This window comes from Dyadobacter sp., assembly GCF_039919315.1.
Classification (GTDB): Bacteria; Bacteroidota; Bacteroidia; order Cytophagales; family Spirosomataceae; genus Dyadobacter.
This window is the reverse complement of sequence record NZ_JBDSFX010000067.1, coordinates 80,867-103,844: the sequence shown is the minus strand read 5'-3', so window position 1 is coordinate 103,844 and position 22,978 is coordinate 80,867. Positions and strand designations below refer to the sequence as shown.

Sequence of the window (22,978 nt, the reverse complement as noted above, 5' to 3'; positions counted from 1 at the left end):
GCTGTTGTAGAGGTGTATAAGGCTGTTTGTGTCGCTGCCGAACTGGGTCGAAAAGGATCAATACCACCCTCGATCAGCGTCTTTTGCTGCATTTGATAAAAAATAGGATCTTAGGTTGAGATAATTGATTATTTTTTACTTTAGTTGCTCCCATCAATTGGAAACGACTTGAAGCCGCACTATTTATTTTGCTTAATTTTTTCACTACAGGTCCTGCTGCCTGGCACACAGTTCGTGTGGGCGCAAGATGACGCAGTTAATTATAAACACTTTTCCTATCGCGACGGACTTGTACAAAGCCCGATCGCTGCTTTTCTGCAGGACGATCAGGGCTTTATCTGGTTTGGCAATCTCAAAGGTCTGACCCGATACGACGGATACGAATTCAAGACATTCAATCATGTGCCGGGGGACCCTGGCAGTATCAGCAATGATCGTGTCAATACGGTTTTTATGGATAGCGAAAAATCGATCTGGATTGCAACCGCGCATGGATTAAATCATTTCAACCGGGAGCAGGAAACATTTGAATCCATTGATATTCAGGAAGTGAAGGGCGGAAGAAATTACATTTCCTGCATTGCAGAAGACCAACAGAAAAATATATGGGTGGGAACCTTTGCGGGACTTAAAAAGCTAAATAAAACAACCAGAAAGCTGGAAGATGTGGTTCTTGATCCTGATGCCGCATTAAAAAAAGATGCAGTTTTTTCCCTGTTGGTAGATCGTGACAATAAAATTTGGATCGGCTCGAAGGCAGGACTGCACAAGTTTGACCCGCAGGATCAAAAGGTAATTCCAATGGATAAAGCCTTCGAACGGAATACGGTCATCATCGCATCTAAAATTGTTGTCATCAGACAAGATATCGCTGGCGATGTGTGGTTTGGAACTGAAACCTCCGGGTTGTTCCGGTATAGTCAGAATGATCATCTCCTTCGGGCATACGTTTTTTCGGAATCGCAACCGAACAGTATTTCGTCCAATTGGATAAAAGATATCCTGATCTATGATGCAAATAAAATTTGGATAGCGACTCAGAATGGAATAAATCAACTGAACACCGCCAGCCATGTATTTAGCAATGATTATCACGATGCAAGAAATCCCAATAGTCTCAGCGACAATGCAGTTCGATGCTTAATGAAGGATCGGGCCTCCTGTGTATGGGTAGGGACATTTTCAGGAGGGATTGATTTTTATTATAAGGGAAACTCGAATTTTATCAACATTGGTGAAAGTGTTGGTGGTAGCAACGGTTTGTTGCATCCGCTGGTGAACGCGGTCACAGAAGAAGCAGCTGGTTCGCTATGGGTAGGCACATATGGCGGCGGGCTGACCAGTATTGACAGAGCACAACATTCATCTACTCATTATTCGCTCAGGTCGCAGCAAGCCGGGCGCAGTATCAATGGAATCAAATCGATGGCGGATGATGGAAAAGGCAATTTATGGATCGGTGCGCTGGAAGGGTTGAGCGTTTTTAGTAAAAAAACAAAATCATTTACACACTACAACATTCCCATCCGGGAAGGTAAGCTGAGTGAAAAGATTATTAATTCGATATTACCGGATGATGGTGGTGCGTGGATCGGAAGCAATGGCGGGGGGTTGAAATTTTTTAAGAATGGCAAAACCATCGCTACCTATTTGAATCTGAATCACGGCTACGCGCTGGCTGATAATTTTGTAACCGCGCTACTCAAAGATAGCAAAGAGGGGCTATGGGTTGGTACACAGAATGGTTTGAATTACTTTAATACTTCAACCCAATCGTTTACGCATCTGTACAGGAGGGGCAGGAAGGCGCAATATCAGATAAGCCATAATCATGTTACCTATTTTTTCAAAGATTCAAAAGCGAGATTGTGGATCGGTACTGAGGACGGCCTCAATTATTTTGATGTAAAGACCCAGCGGTTTTACACCCTCACGAGCGTACTGGGACTAGCCGATACTTTTATCCACGCGATCACGGAGGATAAAGATCAGAACCTCTGGTTCAGCACCGACCAGGGCCTTGTTAAATTAACGTTTAAGAAATTTGAAGTTCCGTTTACCGCAGACGATCTGCAAGTTTCCGTCTACAGTGCGAGAGACGGTCTGGCCAGTAATCAGTTTTCGAACACCTGCGGCCTAAGGCTCAAAACCGGGGAATTAGCATTCGGCGGGATCAATGGCTTATCCATTTTTTCACCCGATAAGCTCGTTGGCAATACCAATGAGTCGACTGTTGCTGTGACTGAAATTCTGATCAACAACAAACGCGTTCCGATTTCTGCAGAGTCATCGATACAACGGTCGCCCACGATGGTTGATAAAATCGTTTTAAATCATGATCAGGGACTGGTGACTTTCAAGTTTGCAGCACTCAATTACATTAATGCTGAAAAGAACCAGTACGCCTACCAGATCGACGGATTGTCCAATAGCAATGAATGGCAGGAAATAGGCAACCAAAGGCTGGTGAATTTTACAAGTCTTTTGCCGGGATCATATACCCTGAACATTAAAGCGTCCAACGACAACGGTATCTGGAGTTCATATGTAAGAAGTATTAAGCTGGTGATACTGCCGCCTTGGTGGAAAACGTGGTGGGCTTATACGATCTATTTTTTGTTTTTGGCAGGGTTTATTTTCGCCATCTCACGCCTGCGCGAATACCGAAGGCAGATGCAGGCTGACCTGGATAGGGAGCATCGTCAGAATGAACAGCAGCAGGAAATATATAAGATGAAGCTCAATTTTTTCACGAATATTTCGCACGAAATCAGAACGCCTCTTACCCTCATTCTCGGGCCTGTGGAAAAATTGATCGATAGTTCTGCAAATAAAACGTATGACAGTCGGCAACTTCATTTGATAAAGAATAATGCTTCGCGTTTGATGAAGCTGGTTACCGAACTGATGGATTTCAGAAAGGCTGAAGATGGACAGATGAAAATACATTGCTCCCCGCAGGATGTTGTTTCATTTGCAAGGGGGATATTTAACTACTTTGAGGGTCTGGGCGTTGAAAAGAATATGACTTACGAATTTGCGAGCGATGAAGAATCGACCCTTTTGTATTTTGATGCAAACCAGCTTGAGAAGGTCATTTTTAATCTCCTCTCCAATGCTTTTAAGTTTACGCCTGATCGTGGAAAGATTGTATTGCAAATCGAAAGTCGACAGGGGAACAGTGAATGGGTTGATATACATGTCAGGGATAACGGAAGAGGGATTCCCGAAATCTATCATGCCCAAGTGTTCAAGAACTTTTTTCAGGTCGATGATTCAGCGAGACAAAATATCGGAAGTGGTGTCGGTTTGGCTTTTTCAAAAAGCATTATTGAATTACATAAGGGCACCCTTGATTTCAAAAGTAAGACTTCGGAAGTGGATGAGCCGGGATGTACAGCATTTACTATTTCACTAAGAAAGGGAAAAGGACACTTGGAAGAATGTTATATTGAAGCTTCACCTTCGTATCTATATGAACATTTTGTGGTCGCCGAGCCCGTTGATTCCGGGGAGAACGATGCTGAAACATTAAAAGGTAACAAAAAGAAGAAGTTCACAATCTTGCTTGCCGAGGACAATGCTGATGTGCGCTCGTTTTTGGTGGATACGCTTAAATCAAACTATGATATCATTGAATTTTCAAACGGGGCGGATGCGCTGCTGTCCATGGAGCATGAGATCCCCGACCTGATCGTGAGCGATATCATGATGCCCGGAATGAGTGGGCTGGATTTATGCGCTCACGTGAAGTCAAAGGAAAGCACCAACCATATTCCCGTCATTCTGCTCACCGCTCGTGCATCGGAGTCGCATCAGGTAGAAGGGATGTCCACTGGAGCGGATGCTTATATTTCAAAACCTTTCAATACGAAAATTCTCGAACTTACCATCAAAAACTTCTTGACTGCAAAAGAGATTATGCGGGAGAAGTTCTCGCAGCAGATGGTTTTGCAAACACCATTTAATATTCCATCAGATTCACCAGAAGAGAAATTTATTGCCAAGCTGATGAGCATTATAGAGTCGAAGATAGAGAATCCTGACTTCGATGTGAGTGAACTGGTTGTTGAAATAGGGATGAGCCGCTCTGTGCTGTATAAAAAGGTGCAAACCTTGACTAATTATTCTGTCGCTGATCTTATCAAAGAGATTCGACTTAAAAAGGCAGCTGAACTTTTCAGGCAAACCTCTATGTCTATCGCCGACGTAGCGTTCGCGGTGGGTTTCAACGACAGGAAATACTTCAGCAAGGAATTTAAAAGACAATTCAACTTGTCTCCGTCTGAATTTATAAATACCCTCAATCGTCCGAGCTCACTTCTGAAAAGCCCCTTTTGATGCCAAAAAGGACGAATTAGCCCCCTTTTCAGGATGTTTTTCTCCCTCGGTTTCGGCAATCGTGGCAACCTTTGCTCAGAATCAAATTTTGCCTTCAAACTTTTAAAATCATTTCATGCGATTAAAAATAGGGATCGGCATCTATTGCCTTGTCATCTCAGTTTTTCAGAACGTCAGTGCTCAGAAAACGACATCTCATACGGTGGCTGCACGAAAATCAAATGCTGACACCATGTGGGTTAACTATCCCGCTCGAACGGTTGATCAGCTGCCAGAATTTAAATTCAAAAAAGAGCCTGCATTGAATAAATATGGAAGCTGGCAAATCGATCCGGTGAATGCGACGGGATTTTTTCGCATTGAAAAAATAAACGAACGATGGTGGATTATTGATCCGGATGGATATCCTTTCATCCATAAAGGTGTGGCTGTATATCGTCCGGGTGCGTCGGAAATCCAGAAGAAAAAGATGCAGGAAAAGTACAACGATGAAAAAGGCTGGATAAAAAAAGAAAGTGCATTGCTGCGAGAGAACGGTTTTAATGGAACCGGCGCCTGGTCAGCGGTCGATTTGATCAGAGCATCCGATGCACCGCTTGTTTACACGGTCATCATCAACCCAATGCAAAGCTATAAAGCCGAACATTTGAAACGTTTTGGCGGGAAATATAAAGTAGCAGGATGGCAAGGCTTTCGCTTTGATCTTACGATGGTATTTGATCCGGAATTTGATCGGCATGTTGAAAAAACGATCGGGGAGATAGCGCAATACAGGGATGATAAATTTTTACTTGGTTATTATACCGACAATGAACTTCCCTGGAAAACAGATGCCCTGGATATTCATTTATCGTCTCTTGCCGAGGATGAACCAGGTTATATCGCTGCGAGAAAATGGTTTGATAATCGTAAAGGAAAACAGGCTAACATAGAGGATATTACCGAGGACGATCGTCTTGCTTTTTCTGGTTTTTACTTCGAAACATACCTCAGCAAAGTGGCGGCTGCAATCAAAAAATACGATCCCAATCACATGTATCTCGGTTGTCGGTTTAATCAGATGAATCGACAGGAATTAACGAATCCTGAAATTTTTAAGGTGGCGGGCAAGTATATGGACATTGTCTCTATCAATCACTACAGAATGTGGCAGCCCGATCCGGTCCTGCTAAAAAACTGGGAAAAATGGTCCGGTAAACCGTTTCTGATCACGGAGTGGTATACCAAAGGTGTTGACTCCGGATTGCCGAATAATGGCGGTGCCGGATGGTTGGTCAAAACGCAGCAAGACCGAGGTTATTTCTATCAAAACTTTGCCATCGAACTCATTAAAAGTAAAAATTGTGTAGGCTGGCATTGGTTCACCTACCAGGATAACGATCCTGAAAATATGAATGTTGATGAATCAAACCGGGACTCCAATAAAGGAATTGTGGACTCGGAGTTTAATCAATACCAACCGCTCTTAAAAGAGATGAAAATGTTGAATGACAATGTCTTTAATCTGATCCATTATTTTAACACCGCAAGTTCAAATCAACAAAATGAATCGAAATAAAATGGTATTCCCTGTCGCTCTATTCGCGACATTCATTTTTTTAAATCTTGTCGCTATTCCTTCGATAGCGCAAAAGAAGAAAAATAAAAAAGAGAGTGCCCCGCTCACAGCCTCTCTCAATGCGTATTCTTTCAGTGATCTGTTAACCGCACGCGATCCGAGAAATAAAGAGCAGGTCTATACTTTGTTTAATTTGCTCGACTGGTGTGTTGCCAATCACATCAAGGCACTTGATCCAACCGCGTATTTTTTTCCTACCTATCCCGAGGTTCCTTCTGACGAATATTTAAGAAAGTTCAGAGACAGAGCTGCCGAACTTGGGATCACGATCACCGGTACCGGAATACGGAATAATTTTGCATCGCCAGATCCCAAAGTTCGTGCAGAGGGAGTTCAGCTCGCAAAAGACTGGATCGTTGCGGCCTCGAAAATGGGCGCGCCCATGGTGCGGTTGTTCTCAGGAGATGTTCCGAAAGGTTATGAAGATAAATGGGAGGAAGTGGCAGGATGGATGATTGACTGTTACAAAGAGTGTGCGGCTCATGCCGAAAAGTATGGCGTTCAGATCGGCGTACAAAATCATGGTGATATGCTTCAGACAGCAGAGCAATGTATCTATGTACTGAAAGGTGTAAATTCCAAGTGGGCGGGATTAATTGTGGATACGGGAAATTTTAAAACCAAAGATCCTTACAAAGACATCGAGACGGTAATTCCCTATGCCATTAACTGGCAGGTCAAGGAAAGTGTTTTTGGCTTGGGCAGTGAAGTGCCAACCGATTACAAGCGCTTGATCCAAATCGTAAAAAATGGTGGATACCGGGGCTACTTACCTATCGAAACGCTTTCGATACGCGGTAAGACCTACGATCCCTTTGCGTTGGTTCCTCAAATGCTGACAGAAATCAACAAGGCCATCGACGAAGTGTACAAGTGATCTTGATTTAAAATAATTTATCAACCGATTGAGCAAATGCTAATGAAAAATACATTCAGACAGAAAATTCTTTGCTTCTTTTTATTGCTCAGCCTCGCTATTTCTGTTGATCTGTCCGCGCAGGATGAATTGGGCAAAGGGTACGCATTCGGGCAAAATGAAAAACTGGGCCGTGGAGTGAACATCATTGGTTATGATCCGCTGTGGAAAGACCCATTGAAAGCCCGGATGAAAGAAAAGCATTTCAAGCTTATCAAGGAGGCGGGTTTTGACAATGTCCGAATCGTCATCAGTCCGTTCAAGTTTTCAATGAATGATTCCGTTTATACCATCAAACCTGAGTTTTTCCAGACACTGGATTGGGCAATCAAAGAATCATTAAAAAATAAGCTTATGGTTATCGTTGATTTTCATGAGCATAATGCGATGCAAAAAGATCCGCTGGGTACAAAGCCAAAACTGCTTGTGATGTGGAAACAAATCGCGGATCATTGCAAAGGCTATTCTGACGATGTGTTGTTTGAAATTGCCAATGAACCCAATATGAAGCCGGAGGTTTGGAATGAAATACAAACAGCAGCCTACCAGATTTTACGAGCATCAAATCCTAAGCGCACTATTATTATCGGAACGATCAATGGTAACCAAATTAAGTTTCTGCCGGATTTGACATTACCCGAAGCGGACAGGAATATTATCGTGGCCATTCATTATTATAGTCCTATTCAATTTACACATCAGGGCGCTCCGTGGTCTGTAAAGAACAAAGATCTGAGTGGCATTGAATGGAAACAAACGAAGGAAGAAGAAGCGGCTGTCAGGCTGGATTTTGATTTGGCGCAGGAATGGTCAAAGAAACACAACCGGCCATTAACCCTGGGTGAGTTTGGCGCGTACGAAAAAGCAGATTTGCCTTCCCGTATACGATGGACCAACTACATTGCCAGGCAGGCAGAGGCTAGAAAATGGAGCTGGAGTTACTGGCAGTTTAATTCCGATTTTATTTTATATGATTTGGATCAGGATCAATGGGTAATGCCGATTCGGGATGCATTGATTCCCAGTGCCAAAAAATAGGTCGATGGTATGTTGCGTTTTAAAGGATCAGGTTGGTGATATATTCTTGAAATAAGGAAAATTGAATATGAAAATAGCGCTGGTAAAAATATTGTTGCGTTTCTGTTTGACAAGTGCCTCTTTGATGTTTATCAATACAAGCGATGCACAAAATCAAACTTCAAAATATTGGGGCAAAGTTTATTATGACAGTCAATATAATAATGGTCCGCAAACTATCCCTGGGAAATTGCAATGTGAATACTATGACTTTGGCGGAGAAGGGATTGCTTTTCATGATTTAGATTCGATAAACTCAGGAAGCGGCAGATTAAACAAACCAGACGGTACTTATTTGAATGATTTTAGAATAAATGAGCCGGTTGATATTTCTTACACCAAGTTTAGAGATCCACCGATTGACAACAGTGATTATAATTTATCAGAGCCGCAAAAAGACCAGTTGTACGTTGGCTGGACAAAAGCCGGTGAATGGACAAAGTATACCGTAATGGTAGAGCAAACCGGTCATTATCAAATTGGATTAATGTTTACTTCAAACAAAAATGGGGTTATCAGATTAGCTGTCAATGATAAGTTCGCCACCGGGCCAATTACCATTCCATCCACTTTTACAGCCGCAGACACAGTGCCATGGCGTCAGTGGCATCATTGGAATTACCTGGATAATATTGCTAAAATTCACCTGGAAAAAGGAATACAAACCATCACGATTCATACGGTTGAGATAGGCGATATGAACTATGATTTTTTGAATTTCAAACAAGTGGATTAGGAAAAACAAAGCTATTAATGATTTGAAGAAAAATATTTCATGTACAACAGAGAATTTCGAGCAAGTGAAAATAGATACCAGAATATGGAGTATCGGAGATGCGGGAACAGTGGATTAAAGTTACCCGCACTATCCTTAGGCCTATGGCATAACTTTGGACATATTGATGTGCTGGAAAACGCGGCTAATATATTAAAAGTAGCATTTGACAATGGAATTAATCATTTTGATTTAGCCAATAATTATGGTCCGCCGGTAGGTTCCGCGGAAGAAAATTTCGGGAAAATATATAAGGATAATTTTATTCCTTATCGTGATGAGTTGATAATTTCAACGAAGGCAGGGTGGGGTATGTGGCCAGGGCCTTATGGAGATTTTGGCTCTAAAAAATATTTAGTAGCCAGTCTTGACCAAAGTCTAAAACGCATGGGTTTAGACTACGTTGATATTTTCTATCATCACCGTCCAGACCCTGATACCCCATTAGAGGAAACAATGGGAACATTAGACCTAATGGTAAGGCAAGGAAAAGCTCTTTATGTGGGCATATCAAGTTATCAGCCAGAGGAAGCCGCGAGAGCGTTTGCCATCCTGAAACGACTGGGAACGCCATGTCTGATCCATCAGCCAAAATATTCCATGTTTGATCGCTGGGTTGAAAATGGGTTGTTGGATGTTTTAGAAGAAAATGGCGTAGGCTGTATTCCGTTTTCACCTTTGGCACAAGGCTTACTAACGAATAAATACCTGAAAGGTATTCCAGCTGCCTCAAGAGCCGCAAGCCACAGAGGTAATGGAGCTGTTGATGAGCAAGCAATCACGGACGAAAAAATAAACAAGGTTGGCCTGCTTAATCAACTCGCAGAAGAACGTGGACAAAATTTAGCACAAATGGCACTTGCCTGGATCTTAAAAGACCCGCGGGTAAGCTCCGTACTGATTGGTGCAAGTAAACCAGAGCAGGTATTAGACAGCATTAAATGTCTGCAGAATTATGAGTTTACGTCAAAAGAACTGCAAAGAATCAATTCAATTTTAAATAATGATTAGTAACTCAACTGACCAAGTGCGGCTTGTTTTCAGGATAGTTGTTTGAAAATTAACCGGCCTTATTAAATCTCCGGTATTTACAGGCGTCAAACGAATCAGAATGGCCAGGTTTCTGCAAATAAAGTAAAGAAAAATAAACACGCGCAGTTTTATGGAATTATCAAAAATCCCAATGATACTATTTAATTTCTTAATCGTAATCATACTGAGTTGTTGCAGCAGTAATGACGAAGCAGTACTTAATTTGGCCGAAGTGCCGGAAGTGTATAAAAAGATATACGGTGCCACTGACATGTATGTTGAGGGTGACTTTGTTGTTATTAAGACGAATGGGCGTCCGGATCATAAGAGTCCATACTATAAGGGGACGCAATGGGAGAGTACCCTGTACGAAGCATACAATGGGGATAATCCCGACTTTGCTTTAAATCCTAACGAAATAGCAAATCAGAATTTTACCTTCAAAATACCACTCAATCCTGCCGTCAGTAAGTCTCACAGCGCTACACCTTTGGGTGCGATAGGTGTTTCTTTGAATGGTGTTCCATTTTTTAATCAGTATGCCGGCCCTAATCAACCTTTAACATTTGAAATCAATTCTTTTGATCAGCAGTTAGGACATCCCACCGCAACAAGTCAGTATCATTATCACGCCGAGCCCTACTACCTGACTTCCACAAAAGGAAAAGATTCCTTGCTGGGTTTTTTGCTTGATGGATTTCCGGTTTACGGACCAACAGAAAATGGCGCCACGGTTCTCAATTCCGATCTTGACGACTATCATGGCCACACTCATGTTACTGCTGATTTTTCGAATGGTATTTACCATTACCATATCACATCAAATGATCCTTATATAAATGGAAGTGGTTTCTACGGAACCGCTGGTACTGTCAGTAACTAATAAAAATGATGATAAAGGCGACTTTATTTGGTTTAATCCTCTTTATTTCGCTTCCATGTTGTTTGATCTTGACATCCTGCACAAATAGCCACAAATCGTTGCCCGCATCGAACGAAATTGTTGAGGGAATGCATTTGAAAGTGAGCAGGGGAGTTACGTATTATAATACACAACCATTTAATGGTAAGGCATTTACATTGAATACCCGGCAGGATACGGTGGCAATTGATTTTTACCATCAAGGAAAACTTCATGGTCTTAGCAGATCCTGGTTTCCCTCAGGAAAACTGATGCAAGAACGTTGGTATGAAAACGGACATAAAGAAGGCGTTCATCAGGGCTGGTGGTCCAACGGGAAAATGAAGTTTCAATACGCGTTTAAAGGTGATGAGTATAACGGACACGTAAAGGACTGGTACGTAAGCGGAATGCCTTACAAAGATTTTAAGTATAAAGACGGACATGAGGACGGTCCACAAAGAATGTGGAACCTGGATGGAAGTATCTACGCTAATTACGTTGTGAAAAATAATCGGATCTATGGTTTGTCGGGTAGGAAACAATGTAGAAGTCTTCGGAAGGTGTAATTTTTTGCTCTTTATTTTACTAACGTTTTTGCTCGGCAGCTGTGAAAATAAAGAAAGATTACCCTACTACAACACTGCGGACTTTACGCCTCTGTGGGATATGGATACAGTCAAAAGTCCGGTGCATCGAATCGCTGAATTTTCATTGATTGATCAGGACAATCAACTCATTTCCAATGCAATGTTTGACGGGAAGATTTATGTCGCGAACTTCTTCTTTACATCTTGCCCCAGCATTTGTCCTAAAATGACGACTAATCTGAAATTTGTAGCAGACCAATTTAAGAATAGCCCAGACATTTTCTTTATTTCACATTCTGTGACACCCTGGATCGACTCGGTCGCACGGTTAAATCAATTTGCTTCCCGGTATAAAATTCGTTCATCCCAATGGCATCTTGTGACCGGGAGAAAAGAAGAAATTAACATGTTAGCACGCCGATCTTATTTCGCAGAAGAAGAACTGGGTCTTACAAAAGACTCTGCCGGGTTTGTTCACACTGAACATTGCCTGTTGATCGATCGGGAGCGAAGAATTCGGGGTATTTACAACGGTACGCTTCCGCTCGAAATGCAGCGATTGGCCGAGGATATTAGGGTCTTGATTCAAGAATAATCCAGGATTTTCTGCTCTCGTGGAGCAGGTCTGAGATTTAAGTTTTGGTTGCCCGTTAGAAGGTTTCTTCTGGCGGGCAATTTCTTTTTTGCTGTTTCGGTTCTGCACTCGACAACGCTTTCAGGGACTTACTACGGGCTCTTTTCAATTAGGACATTTCTCTCCCCAAGTTCAGACATTTTTATCCCCTCACTATTACCAGAGACTCCAATATTTACTCCGTCAAATGCAATAAATAATTTGTTTAACACAATTTTTCAACTTGTAAATGAATGACGATGAATCAAAAATTACCATGTTCAACCTGCCAAGGTTGCTTTTAAGCTTTCTGTTATTTTTATTAACTGTGGTTCATGCGCAAACGAACGCGCAGACTTTTCCTTCGGGATTCAGTCGGGTCACCGTGACTAACGGTATGGCGAACAGTACAGCCACCGCTATGGACTTTACACCTGACGGACGAATTTTTGTTGTCCAGAAAGATGGCAGAGTTAGAATAATTAAAAATGGGTCGCTTTTGGCAGCCAGCTTTGCCACCATGTCGGTTAACCAAACCGATGAAAGAGGCCTTGGGGGGATTGTGCTTGATCCTAATTTTGCAACGAACGGTTATGTTTATCTATACTATACCGTTTCAAATGGTTCAGCCAATCGCATTAGCAGGGTTACTGCGAATGGTGACGTGATGTTGGCCAACAGTCAGGTAAATCTTCTGGATATTCCCACAACAGGATTTACCATACACAATGGCGGCGCGATGAAATTTAAGGGTGGTTACCTCTACGTAGCCGTTGGTGACCATGGCGTTTCCTCGAATGCGCAGAGCAAGGATGTGTACTATGGAAAAATTTTACGCCTTAATTCAAACGGTACTCCCGCCACGGGCAATCCTTTTTTTAACGATGCCGGTGCTAACAATGCACGCAAAAGTATTTGGACTATGGGCCATCGGAATCCGTTTACTTTTGATATTTCTGAAACGGGAGCTATTTATGTCAATGATGTTGGCCCGTCATCCCGGGAGGAGATTAATGACGCAACAACCGCTGGTGGTAACTACGGATGGCCGAACGTGACACACGGAAGTTCCGGGAGCGGTTATGTCGGGGCGATATTTTCCTACCTCAATTCATTTACACCAGTCAGTGGCAACACAGACCAGGGCTGCGCGATCTCAGGTGGTGTGTTCGTTGATGCAGCGGCAAGTAATTATCCGGCCTCGCATAAGGGGAAGTACTTTTACCTTGACTGGTGCAACAACTGGATTAATTATATTGATCCGGTAACCAAAGTGAAATCAACATTTGGCAGCAATCTCGGCGCTGATCTGATCGGAATCGACGAAGGGATAGATGGTAACTTGTACTATCTTCAAAATGGGGTGGTCTACAAAATTATCTATACCAATACCAGTGCGCCTGCCATTACGAATAATCCGTTAAGCGTCGCAGTTGCCCAGGGACAACCCGCTTCATTTACGATCAGCGCCTCCGGGGCGAGCCCTTTAACGGTACAATGGCAAAAAAGTGGGGTAGATATTCCGGGTGCTAATGCTCTGACCTATACGATACCCAGCGTATCGGCAGCACAGGCAGGGCAGTACCGGGCAAAGGTGACCAACAGCTCTGGAACTGCTTTCAGCACCTATGCCACCCTTACCGTGTTAGCGTATAATGCTCCACCTGTAGCTCAGATACTAACCCCATCAACGACTGCGACCTATTCTTATGGAGATGTCATTTCCTATTCCGGTAATGCCACGGATGCTGAGGACGGAACTTTGCCCGCGTCAGCCTTTACCTGGAATGTCGATTTCCATCATAACACCCATTCGCATCCGAGCGTAGGCACAACGGGAACCAGGACGGGTTCTTTTGAATGCAGTTACGGCGAACCAGCAGCGAACGTCTGGTACAGGCTTTCGCTTATCGTAAAAGATTCACAAGGTCTGGCGGATACGGCAATTGTGAATGTGTACCCAAAAACTTCGACAGTGAGTCTCGTTACAGAACCTTCGGGGTTAAACGTTAGTCTGAACGGATCACCCAATGTTGCGCCTTATTCTGCATTGGCCGTTGAGAAATTTCCATTCACATTGGGTACGGATCAATTTCAAACATTGAACGGGGCCACCTATGAATTCTCCGCTTGGCAACATGGCGGCACGATGAATCAGAATTTTACGATTCCTGTAAATGATGTAACCTATACGGCGGTATTTGTTCCGTCCACCGTAGTAAATACGACACTAACTGCTAATAAAGATGCGTATGTACGCGATGGGGCCAACGCGGGCACTAATTACGGAGCTACTGATCCGCCAAAAATGGAAACTAAATTAGATGGCACGCCGAATAGCGGTTATAACAGAGAAGGTTTTTTAGGTTTTGATCTTGCTACCATAAGTGGCAGCATCACATCTGCACAAATACGCGTGCACGGAAATCTTGGTGGCGCCGGTTTAATTCCGGTGGGTATGCATTCAGTTTCTAATGTGGCCTGGACGGAGTCAGCTATCAACTGGAACAACAAGCCAGCGGCAAGTGCAACGGCATTAGCTACAACGGACATCAATGATGTAGCCGGGAAATACTATTCATGGGACGTAACCGGTTATGTGAAGGCAGAAAAGGCTGCCGGTAGAAATCAGCTTGCGTTCAATATGAAGAACACAGTTACCAGCGGACCGCAAACAGTCTGGAGTTCGAAAGAAGGAGCGAATGCGCCACAGCTTGTTATAACCAATCTGCCTGCCACACAATCTCCCTTCGGCGGTACAGCTGTTGCACTGCCTGGTAAAATTGAAGCAGAAAATTATGATCTCGGCGGCCCGAACATTGCCTATGCGGATGTTACTTCCGGCAATAGTGGTTCGGCATATCGGACGGATGATGTGGATGTTCAGGCAGCTACGGAAGGTGGTTATAACATTGGATATGCCGCGGCTGGAGAGTGGACGGAATATACGGTGAATGTAACTGCCGGTGGTAACTACAACTTTGAGTTTCGGGTCGTTGCAATTGCCGCAGGGAAATCAATGCACCTGGAAGTTAACGGTGTCAACATCACAGGCGCCATTGCCATTCCGGTCGGTGCCTCGTGGCAGGATTTTAAAAGCGTCACCATTTCAAACATTCCTCTGACCCAGGGACAGAAAGTGTTTAGAATAGTGATGGATACTGCCGACCAGAACATCAATTATGTAAATGTTACCTCAACAAATTCGGCAAGACTTGCAGTGGCATCTGCGATGGAGAAATTCTCAGAAGAGAAAACAGCCGTTGTCTATCCAAACCCGACACGCGGCAGAATCACCGTTGTGACCGAAGTTGAGGATCGGTCTTCCGTTTTCATATCGATCTATGATATCTCCGGGAAGCGAGTCCTGTCAAAAGAATTTAAAGGCGTAAAAGGTCATTTCGAAAAGAACCTCGATATCAGTGCTTTCCCGTCCGGTGAATTTGTTTTGAAGGTCCAAACCGGGGATAATATCAAGTCTGGAAAAGTAATCAAAAATTAGTGCAAGTATCTTCAATCACAACCGGGTTGGTATAATGAACCCGGTTGTGACCATATCATGTCTCAAACAAAAAAACAAAATGATTTATGAAAAACGCAAAATTTACTTCCTATTTAAAACGCCAGTTTGCAAGCCACAATGGTTGTCAAAAACTCTTTATGCTAGCCTTTTTATGGTGTTCTTTTTCGATTGCTTTTGCACAAAGTACCGACAAGTTTTTTGGCATGAACTACTGGGAGTACCAAACCTATACGAATGGCGTAACAGTCGATAAGTTTGCAGAAAATATGGCTGAAACCAGCACCTGGAACTGCTCGATTGTGAGGGTTGGCGGTAATTTTCCCAATGTTTCAAAGAATACCGCGGCTGACAGGGATTGGTATGTAACGGCTATTAACAATATCAAATCAATGAACCTCATTCCACTCGTCCAGTTGCCGATTGATCTGACGGCCACCGAAACAGCCCAGTGGATGGACTATTTTAATGTCACCAAAAACTTAGGTATCGTGTATTGGGGCATTGGTAATGAACCCGATCCTTCGAGTAACTGGGATGGGTGGTATGCCGGTACTGCTTATCAGGACGGGTATAATTACACGGGCTGGAAAGGGCAATTCCGTACCATAGCAAAGGCTATCAAGGCAAAAGACGCCAATAGTATTGTCTGTGGTCCCGACTTCCGGCATTGGTGGGGAACGGCTACAACCGGCCCATTGGGGCAATGGTATAAAGATTTCCTTTATGGTGCATCGGGCGTAGGGACAGACACCTACAATGGCGATCCGATTGTCGATATTTTTGCTTTTCACTTTTACGGTGATGCCAATGAGGGAACCATGATCGGACGATATGCGATCCTGAAATCAATGATTGACGCCACCAACGCACAGCGTCCGGCAAATCAACCACTGAAAATTGCAGTCGGAGAATACAACACAGAGGTAAGCGTTGACCCGGGCATTTTTTCGGCCGGTCAGTACATGGCGATCATGGCGAAACAAGCGCTGGCAAATGGCGCCGTTTATTTTACGCCATGGTCGGTTGAAGAAGGGAATAAATTCAGAATGCTGGAAAGCAACGGTACCCTTCGTTCCACGGCCCATCACATGAAGATGTTAAGTCAGAACAAACGGGGTACTTATATGCAGGGCCAGATCAATGATAATAATACCTATAATATCATGGAGTTTGGTATGCAGGATGCGAACGGATACACCATTATGCTGATGAATAAGTCTTCGACTGACTATCCGTTTTCGGTGAAGTTCTCTACGACAAACGGTAGCTATTCAGCGGCCAATACGCCTTTGAAATTTAGATTTAACGCAAGTAAGAACATTGATTTTTCAAACTTGATACTTTACAAAAACGCTACGTTGTTGTTTAGTTTTGATGCGGCCGGCAATATGTTGAAGAAGATCGAGTACAGAAGCGGTTATACGGCACCGGTTACGACAAACTATCCCGTAGCGAACCCAGCACCGAGTGTATCGCTGCTCGCAAGTGCCACCAACGTTACTTATGGTACACCAATTGCGCTCACTGCGAATGCCACCGATACGGCACCGGGTACGGTTTCTTCTGTTTCTTACTATGATGGGGCCACCTTGCTGGGTACAGCTACTACGAGTCCGTACACCTTTAATTGGGCCAACGCCAGCGTAGGAATGCACAATGTTACCGCCCGGGCCACAGACAATGGAGGAGCCTTTACAACTTCTACGGCGATATCGATTACTGTAACGTCCGCAGCAAGTGATCCCTTAACGTTGTCCTATTTTCATGTGGTCAATAAATGGAGTGCTGACTACCTGAGGCCAAAAGATGGCTTGGCAACTTCACTGATTGTGCAGGATGCCGAAGCTACGGTCCCGGCATTAAGTTCTTTTCAATGGGAGTTCATAGCAGCTCCGACTGCTGGCTATTATCATATTGTCAATAAATATACCGGTTATGCTATTCAACCCACCAATGGTTCTGTTGCTGATAATGCGACATTATCTCAGGTAGCATTAACAACTTCAAATGCTGGCAATACTGAACTTCACTGGGTGATCGAAGCTTCAAATGAATCTCCATACTACTGGATTAAAAACAGGAAATCAGGATTGTACATTCGTCCGGCCGGAGGCTCGATCGACGATCTTATAAATATTGTTCAAAATCCATTGAACACGACTTACTCTTCCTTCAAGTGGAATCTTGCAGATCAGGGGCCACGATCCGGCGCATCGGCCAGACATGCGGCCTCATCTTTATCACAAGAAGAATTTTCTGACGAGGTAAGGGCAATGGTGATCTATCCGAATCCTAGTGCTGATATGATTACCGTTACAACTCAATTGGATGCTCAATCACCTGTATCCGTTGCGATTTATAACGTATCCGGGGGTAAAGTGTTATCAAAGGAATTCACGAACGGAAAAGACCTTTTTGAAGAGCGGTTTGATATCAGTTCACTCCCTTCAGGCGTGTTTATTTTGAAGGTGAGGAATGGAAATCGTATCGTATCGAAAAAGTTTGTCAAAAAGATAAACGCACCTCAATAATCGTCTTAGGCTTTGCTATTGAAGATATAATCAAAAGGCAACAGTTTCCACCTGAAACCAATGAAACTGAAAAGGGGACGAGCCGCAATCGAAGGATAGCATAATAAGTCCTCCATAGAAAATCCAAGGCTTATCGGTATTGCTCTTTATTTACCGGTAGCGGTTTTTTGCTTGAAGACGGCTATAATTGGTGATAATTAACTCAAAGCGATGCTTAAAATTAAGAAGATGAACAGGATTAGTGGCTGGCTATGCTACCCAATTCTATATATACTCATTCTGGGATTATCTATTTCAGCATCGGCGCAAAAATCAGCCAACGAATCCGGTTCACTGCCTAGGCGCCTCATATTTACGAAAGTGGAACAACCTCCGGAGTTTGTAGGCGGAACCAAGGCGATTGAAGAATATCTTTTGGATAATTTGACTTATCCCGAAGGGGCCGACAACAAGTTCAGGAGGCGAACGGTATTTACTAAGTTTATTGTTACCGAGACAGGCGAGATTGATAGTGCCCAGGTTGTAAAAAGTCATAACGAGCTAGTGGATGCCGTAGTGCTCAGGGCAATTAAAAATATGCCAGCCTGGATTCCAGGCAAGCAAAACGGCCACGCAGTCGCTGTCTGGTATAATATGCCAGTTCGCTTCCCCGAGAAGTAAAGGCGCCCTTATCCGTTACCTGGTGGGCGAATTAGCCCAAATTAGATATAAATTTGAAGAAGTTCCATGAATGTGAACCGTTAGCTTAATGGTGTAGGAAAGTATGTCATTCGAGTTGGGATAGGCTTGAACAACCTCTATGAAATACTAGGCCAGAGTCCGGAGCAAACTACTTTTTGTCCTTCGAAAGAGTTGAAATTCCCTTAGGGATGTCTTCGCTTCCTAGACTTGTATTCTGTGGGAAGTATGTTGAACTTGGCTTTGAATGACTTCGCAAAATAATTCGGCGCAGTAAATCCGGTCATATAGGAGATCTGCGAAACGCTTAAATCACCATTTTCTAAAAGTAACGCGGCCTTTTCGAGTTTAATGGAACGAATGAACTGAATGGGGGTTTGTCCGCTCATTTCCAGGACTTTGCTGTACAATGTTCCCCGGCTCATGCCCACGTGTTTGCTCAAATTTTCGACGCTAAGTTGCGAAGTGTGCAGGTTTCCTTCAATGTAGGACAACATATCTTTCAGCAACTTTTCCTGGCTTGATTCCATCTGCGGAGCTTGTCCAGATACTTGGATATGCCGGGAGTAAACGCCTTTTAACAGACGGTTTAGCAAGATCAGATTGTTGATTTTCGCGTTCAGGATGTCGAAGTTGAACGGTTTGGTCAAATAATCATTGGCGCCTGAGCTGAGGCCTTCGAGTTGTTGCTGCTCGCCGGTGCTGGCGGTCAAGAGAATGATCGGAATGTGTTTCGTGCGCTTGTCCGATTTGATTTTCTGGCTCAGCGTAATGCCGTCCATTTCAGGCATCGCCACGTCACTGACAATCAGCTCGGGATGATGGCTGAGCGTTTTTTGCCATCCTTCTTTGCCATTGCTCGCTTCGATGACGTGGTAAAATGGCGCCAGACTTTCTTTTAGATAATGTCTGAATTCGTCATTGTCCTCAATGATCAGTACATTGGAGGGATCTTCCGGATTGGCTTTTTCCACCTTATTGAATCCATTTTCCGTTTCCCCGGAACGTGTCCAAGGCGCTGTTGCGGGTTGGTCAATGACGGGAAGATGCGACTCGGCAAACGGCAGTTCAACAGTAAATGTGCTTCCCGCACCAGGCTGACTGGTCACATGGATCCTTCCCTGATGCAGCTGCACAAATTCCCGTACAATCGACAGGCCAATGCCGCTTCCCTGGTTCAGCACGGTCAGGTCCGTATCGCTTTGGAAAAACCGGTCGAAAATCTTTTCATGCTGGTCTTCCGCAATGCCAATTCCGTTATCGGCAATGTAGATTTGTAGCCAGTGTTTTCCTTCCGGATCCAGTTGCGGCTGCACATGCAGGGCCACTTCGCCGCCTTTCGGGGTGAATTTAAATGCATTCGAAAGCAGGTTGAACAAAACCCTTTCAAGCTTTTCCGCGTCAAAATCCATATACAGTTGATCCAGCTTACTCTCGATCCGAAACTGAATCCCTTTCCGGATCGAAAGGTCGCTGAACTGATCGCAGGTGTCTTTGATAAACAGAATAATGTCCCGCCGTTTCAAGTCCAGTTTCACTTCCTGCTCCTGCATATTTTTGAAATCAAGCAGCTGATCTACCAGGTTCAACAGTCTTTTGGCATTCCGCTTAATGGCATTAACAGGCGGATGCAGCTCGGTCGATTTGGTCTTAACGAGCAGGTTATCAACCGGAGCCAAAATGAGAGAAATCGGTGTCCTGAACTCGTGGCTCAAATTGGTTAGAAACTTGATCTTCATCCGGTCCAATTCCTGCGCCTGCTCCACTTCTGCGCGTTGCTGTTGCTCTTTGAACTGCCTCTGCAGCTTCTGAATGCCGCGGCGTCTCATATAATATACAATCGCAAATGGCGTGAGAATGTAAAAAATGTAAGCGTAAATGGTCAGGTAAAAAGGTGGTTTTACAATCACAGCCACCGACTTAGTTTGCGGACTCCAGTTAATGCCGTCACCGCTGGTTTGCACTTCAAAAACATATTCGCCCGGACTTAAATTGGTATAACTCGCAAAGTTGGTAAGGCCCGTTATATTCCATTCGGATTCCATCCCTACCAATCTATGCCGATAATGCATCTGCTTAGGATTGGTGTAATCCAGCGCCGCGTAACCGATCGAAAAATTTTGTTTGTAATCCAAGCTAATGGTTTTGGCAACGGCGATATCAGCGTCAATAAAGTTGGGATCGGCGGACGTAATGCTGCGGTTACCGATTTTCAGGTCTTTTAAAATGATCGGCGGAACGCGCTTGCTGTTCGGCAGGCTGCGTGAATCAATGTAATTAAATCCTGCAATGCCACCGAAGAAAAGCGTGTTATCGCGAGCGCGGATGCCGGAGCCCAGGACAAAAGTCCTGTCCTGAATGCCATTATAGGAGGTATAGTTGATGAATTTTTTGTTTTTAAGATCAAAATGGCTGATTCCCTGGTTGGTACTCACCCAAATCCGCCCCTGCGCATCTTCCAGTACTTTATTGACAATGTTGCTGGCCAAACCTTCTTTCGCCCCGTAATTGATAAACTTTTTAGATCGCGTATCATACAACGCCAATCCTTCACCTGATGTGCCAGCCCAGATGTTCCCTTTGCTATCTTCCAGAAGCGAAAAAACAATGTTACTGGCAAGCTCACTGCTTTGCCTGTCGAGCAGCTGCGATTTTTGTGTTACCGGGTCGAAAACAGCAATTCCCGTTCCGTGCGAAGCAATCCAGAGCTTCCCTTTACGATCCAGCAGCAAATCCCTGACATAGCCATTCAAAGGAATGCTCCGTTGGGTAATCGGAATGCCTGGATCATACAATCTTTTGAAACCTCTGGTCGCCGGATCGTACAAATGCACGCCGCCGCCATTCGTGCCCACCCACAACTTGCCCGACTTGTCTTTTTCGAGACAAAAAATCTCGTTATTACTCAGGCTCGTCGAGTCTTTGCCTCTTAAAAACTGCAAGTAACTGCCAGTTTTTGGGTTAAACTGGAATAACCCATCCTGAAATGTTCCGATCCAGAGTTCATTGCTGGCCGTCAGTTCCAATGTTAAAATGGCGAGCCCGGAAGCGGCATTTTTATTTTTGGGGTTAATGGGGAATTTCTTGAAAAGGTTGGTCCGGCGATTGTACAAATTCAGCCCCCCGCCGTCCGTGCCCACAAACAGCTCACCCGATTCAGTCTCAGCAAAGGAGGTCACAAATGGGCCGCTCAGACCGTACGGATCATTCACATCGGAACGCTTTAATCCAAAAATGGCGAGGTTCTTATCATACTTATTGACGCCGCTTTTGTAGGTGCCCAGCCAGCAAATGCCCTCATTATCAAATAAAATACTCCGCACCGATTTGTTGCTTAAACTAAATTGTGTCCGCGCATCCGGGCCATAGCGCGTGATGATGCCTGTGCGCGTATCAAGCATGTTCAGGCCGGCATCTGTGCAGATCCAAAGTCGGTACGCATTTTCCCAGGTCACAGCAAAGACCATATTTGTACTCAGCGAACTCTTATTATCGGGCTCGTATTTGAAATGCTTGATAATCTGCCCATTCGCATTCAGCTTGAACACACCGCTGAATGTGCCAGCCCAAATGTTACCTTGCTGGTCTTCCACAATAGACTTCACAGGACGAGCACTAACTTCATCAGGCAATGATTGTAGGTAATTAATGTATTCCCCACTTTTATCCGATGGGTCAATTTTGAACAAACCGGTCCGCGTTCCTATCCAAACCCTTTTTTTGCTATCAACTGCAATGCTGAGGATCATTCCTTTGGAAATCTGATCTGGCATGTTAGCTACCGAGGTGAAGGTACGGATCTGATAGGTTTCCGGATCTACCTGAATTAATCCCGCCGTTGTGCCCACCCACAGTTTACCCGAAGCATCGCTAGTCATATTGATGACACTGTGTGGTGATGGAATGCTGACAAATGCATCTTTTCGCCTATCATACAGGTGCAGCCCGCCTTCGATAGTTCCTACCCAAATCCGACCTTTTCGATCCTGATGCAAACACGAGATATCACTGGACCCGAGCGATGTCGAATCCTTTTTATTATGCCGGTATACAATCACATCCGTGCCGTCGAACCGGTTCAACCCGTCGTCAGTGCCAAACCACATGAAACCGTAGCGATCTTTCAGGATTGCGGTCACCGTGTTGGACGATAATCCATCGGTCGAAGTCAGCGAGGTGAATTTCGGTTCGGCAGGTTGAGCCCATCCTGTGATCATCGCCGCGTGACAGGCAACCATCAGACAGAGCAAACGGAAAGTGAGCAAAATTTTTAAACGCATTGAAAATGGTGGGTTTAAGATGTAGCCCAAGACGAAAGTTATCTCAAAAATGCAAGTTTGTCCCAGAATTGGGCATTTTTTTGACCCATTTAAACAAGTTTCT

General features: G+C 44.1%; 13 protein-coding genes. 12 read left to right on the top strand and 1 reads right to left on the bottom strand.

Annotation, left to right across the window (positions count from 1 at the left end):
- The first annotated feature begins 234 nt into the window (after window positions 1-234).
- The 12 genes from ABIO93_RS18630 (at window position 235) to ABIO93_RS18575 (ending at window position 18,577) form a co-directional block, all read left to right on the top strand.
- Window positions 235-4,341, top strand: a complete 4,107-nt coding sequence (locus tag ABIO93_RS18630; RefSeq protein ID WP_348070357.1) for a two-component regulator propeller domain-containing protein — start codon at window positions 235-237, stop codon at window positions 4,339-4,341.
- Between the two features lie 115 nt (window positions 4,342-4,456).
- On the top strand, window positions 4,457-5,899 hold the full coding sequence (locus ABIO93_RS18625; protein WP_348070355.1) for a hypothetical protein: 1,443 nt from the start codon (window positions 4,457-4,459) through the stop codon (window positions 5,897-5,899).
- On the top strand, window positions 5,886-6,836 hold the full coding sequence (locus tag ABIO93_RS18620; protein ID WP_348070353.1) for a sugar phosphate isomerase/epimerase family protein: 951 nt from the start codon (window positions 5,886-5,888) through the stop codon (window positions 6,834-6,836). The genes ABIO93_RS18625 and ABIO93_RS18620 overlap by 14 nt, the downstream gene beginning before the upstream one ends.
- A gap of 42 nt (window positions 6,837-6,878) precedes the next feature.
- Window positions 6,879-7,913 carry a glycoside hydrolase family 5 protein gene (locus tag ABIO93_RS18615; protein ID WP_348070351.1) on the top strand — a complete coding sequence of 345 codons (1,035 nt, stop codon included), beginning with the start codon at window positions 6,879-6,881 and terminating at the stop codon, window positions 7,911-7,913.
- Window positions 7,914-7,980: 67 nt separating this feature from the next.
- On the top strand, window positions 7,981-8,688 hold the full coding sequence (locus tag ABIO93_RS18610) for a hypothetical protein (RefSeq protein ID WP_348070349.1): 708 nt from the start codon (window positions 7,981-7,983) through the stop codon (window positions 8,686-8,688).
- Window positions 8,689-8,727: 39 nt separating this feature from the next.
- Window positions 8,728-9,738, top strand: a complete 1,011-nt coding sequence (gene mgrA, locus ABIO93_RS18605; protein ID WP_348070347.1) for an L-glyceraldehyde 3-phosphate reductase — start codon at window positions 8,728-8,730, stop codon at window positions 9,736-9,738.
- A gap of 151 nt (window positions 9,739-9,889) precedes the next feature.
- Window positions 9,890-10,642 (top strand): YHYH protein, encoded by a 753-nt coding sequence (locus ABIO93_RS18600; RefSeq protein WP_348070345.1) that lies wholly within the window; start codon window positions 9,890-9,892, stop codon window positions 10,640-10,642.
- A gap of 68 nt (window positions 10,643-10,710) precedes the next feature.
- Entirely contained in the window at window positions 10,711-11,229 is a 519-nt protein-coding gene (locus ABIO93_RS18595) for a hypothetical protein (protein ID WP_348070343.1), read from the top strand.
- Between the two features lie 100 nt (window positions 11,230-11,329).
- A complete protein-coding gene (locus ABIO93_RS18590; protein WP_348070341.1) occupies window positions 11,330-11,845 on the top strand; it encodes an SCO family protein in 516 nt (171 codons plus the stop codon).
- A 268-nt stretch (window positions 11,846-12,113) separates the two neighbouring features.
- Window positions 12,114-15,365: a PQQ-dependent sugar dehydrogenase gene (locus tag ABIO93_RS18585; protein ID WP_348070339.1), complete on the top strand. Its 3,252-nt coding sequence runs from the start codon at window positions 12,114-12,116 to the stop codon at window positions 15,363-15,365.
- An 86-nt stretch (window positions 15,366-15,451) separates the two neighbouring features.
- Window positions 15,452-17,917 carry a T9SS type A sorting domain-containing protein gene (locus ABIO93_RS18580; protein ID WP_348070337.1) on the top strand — a complete coding sequence of 822 codons (2,466 nt, stop codon included), beginning with the start codon at window positions 15,452-15,454 and terminating at the stop codon, window positions 17,915-17,917.
- Window positions 17,918-18,145: 228 nt separating this feature from the next.
- The gene (locus ABIO93_RS18575) at window positions 18,146-18,577 is read left to right on the top strand and encodes an energy transducer TonB (RefSeq protein ID WP_348070335.1); all 432 of its coding nucleotides are present in this window, start codon (window positions 18,146-18,148) and stop codon (window positions 18,575-18,577) included.
- 203 nt (window positions 18,578-18,780) lie between these two features.
- Here ABIO93_RS18575 and ABIO93_RS18570 read toward each other — a convergent pair whose 3' ends face one another.
- The gene (locus ABIO93_RS18570) at window positions 18,781-22,875 is read right to left on the bottom strand and encodes a two-component regulator propeller domain-containing protein (RefSeq protein ID WP_348070333.1); all 4,095 of its coding nucleotides are present in this window, start codon (window positions 22,873-22,875) and stop codon (window positions 18,781-18,783) included.
- Between the last annotated feature and the right edge of the window lie 103 nt (window positions 22,876-22,978).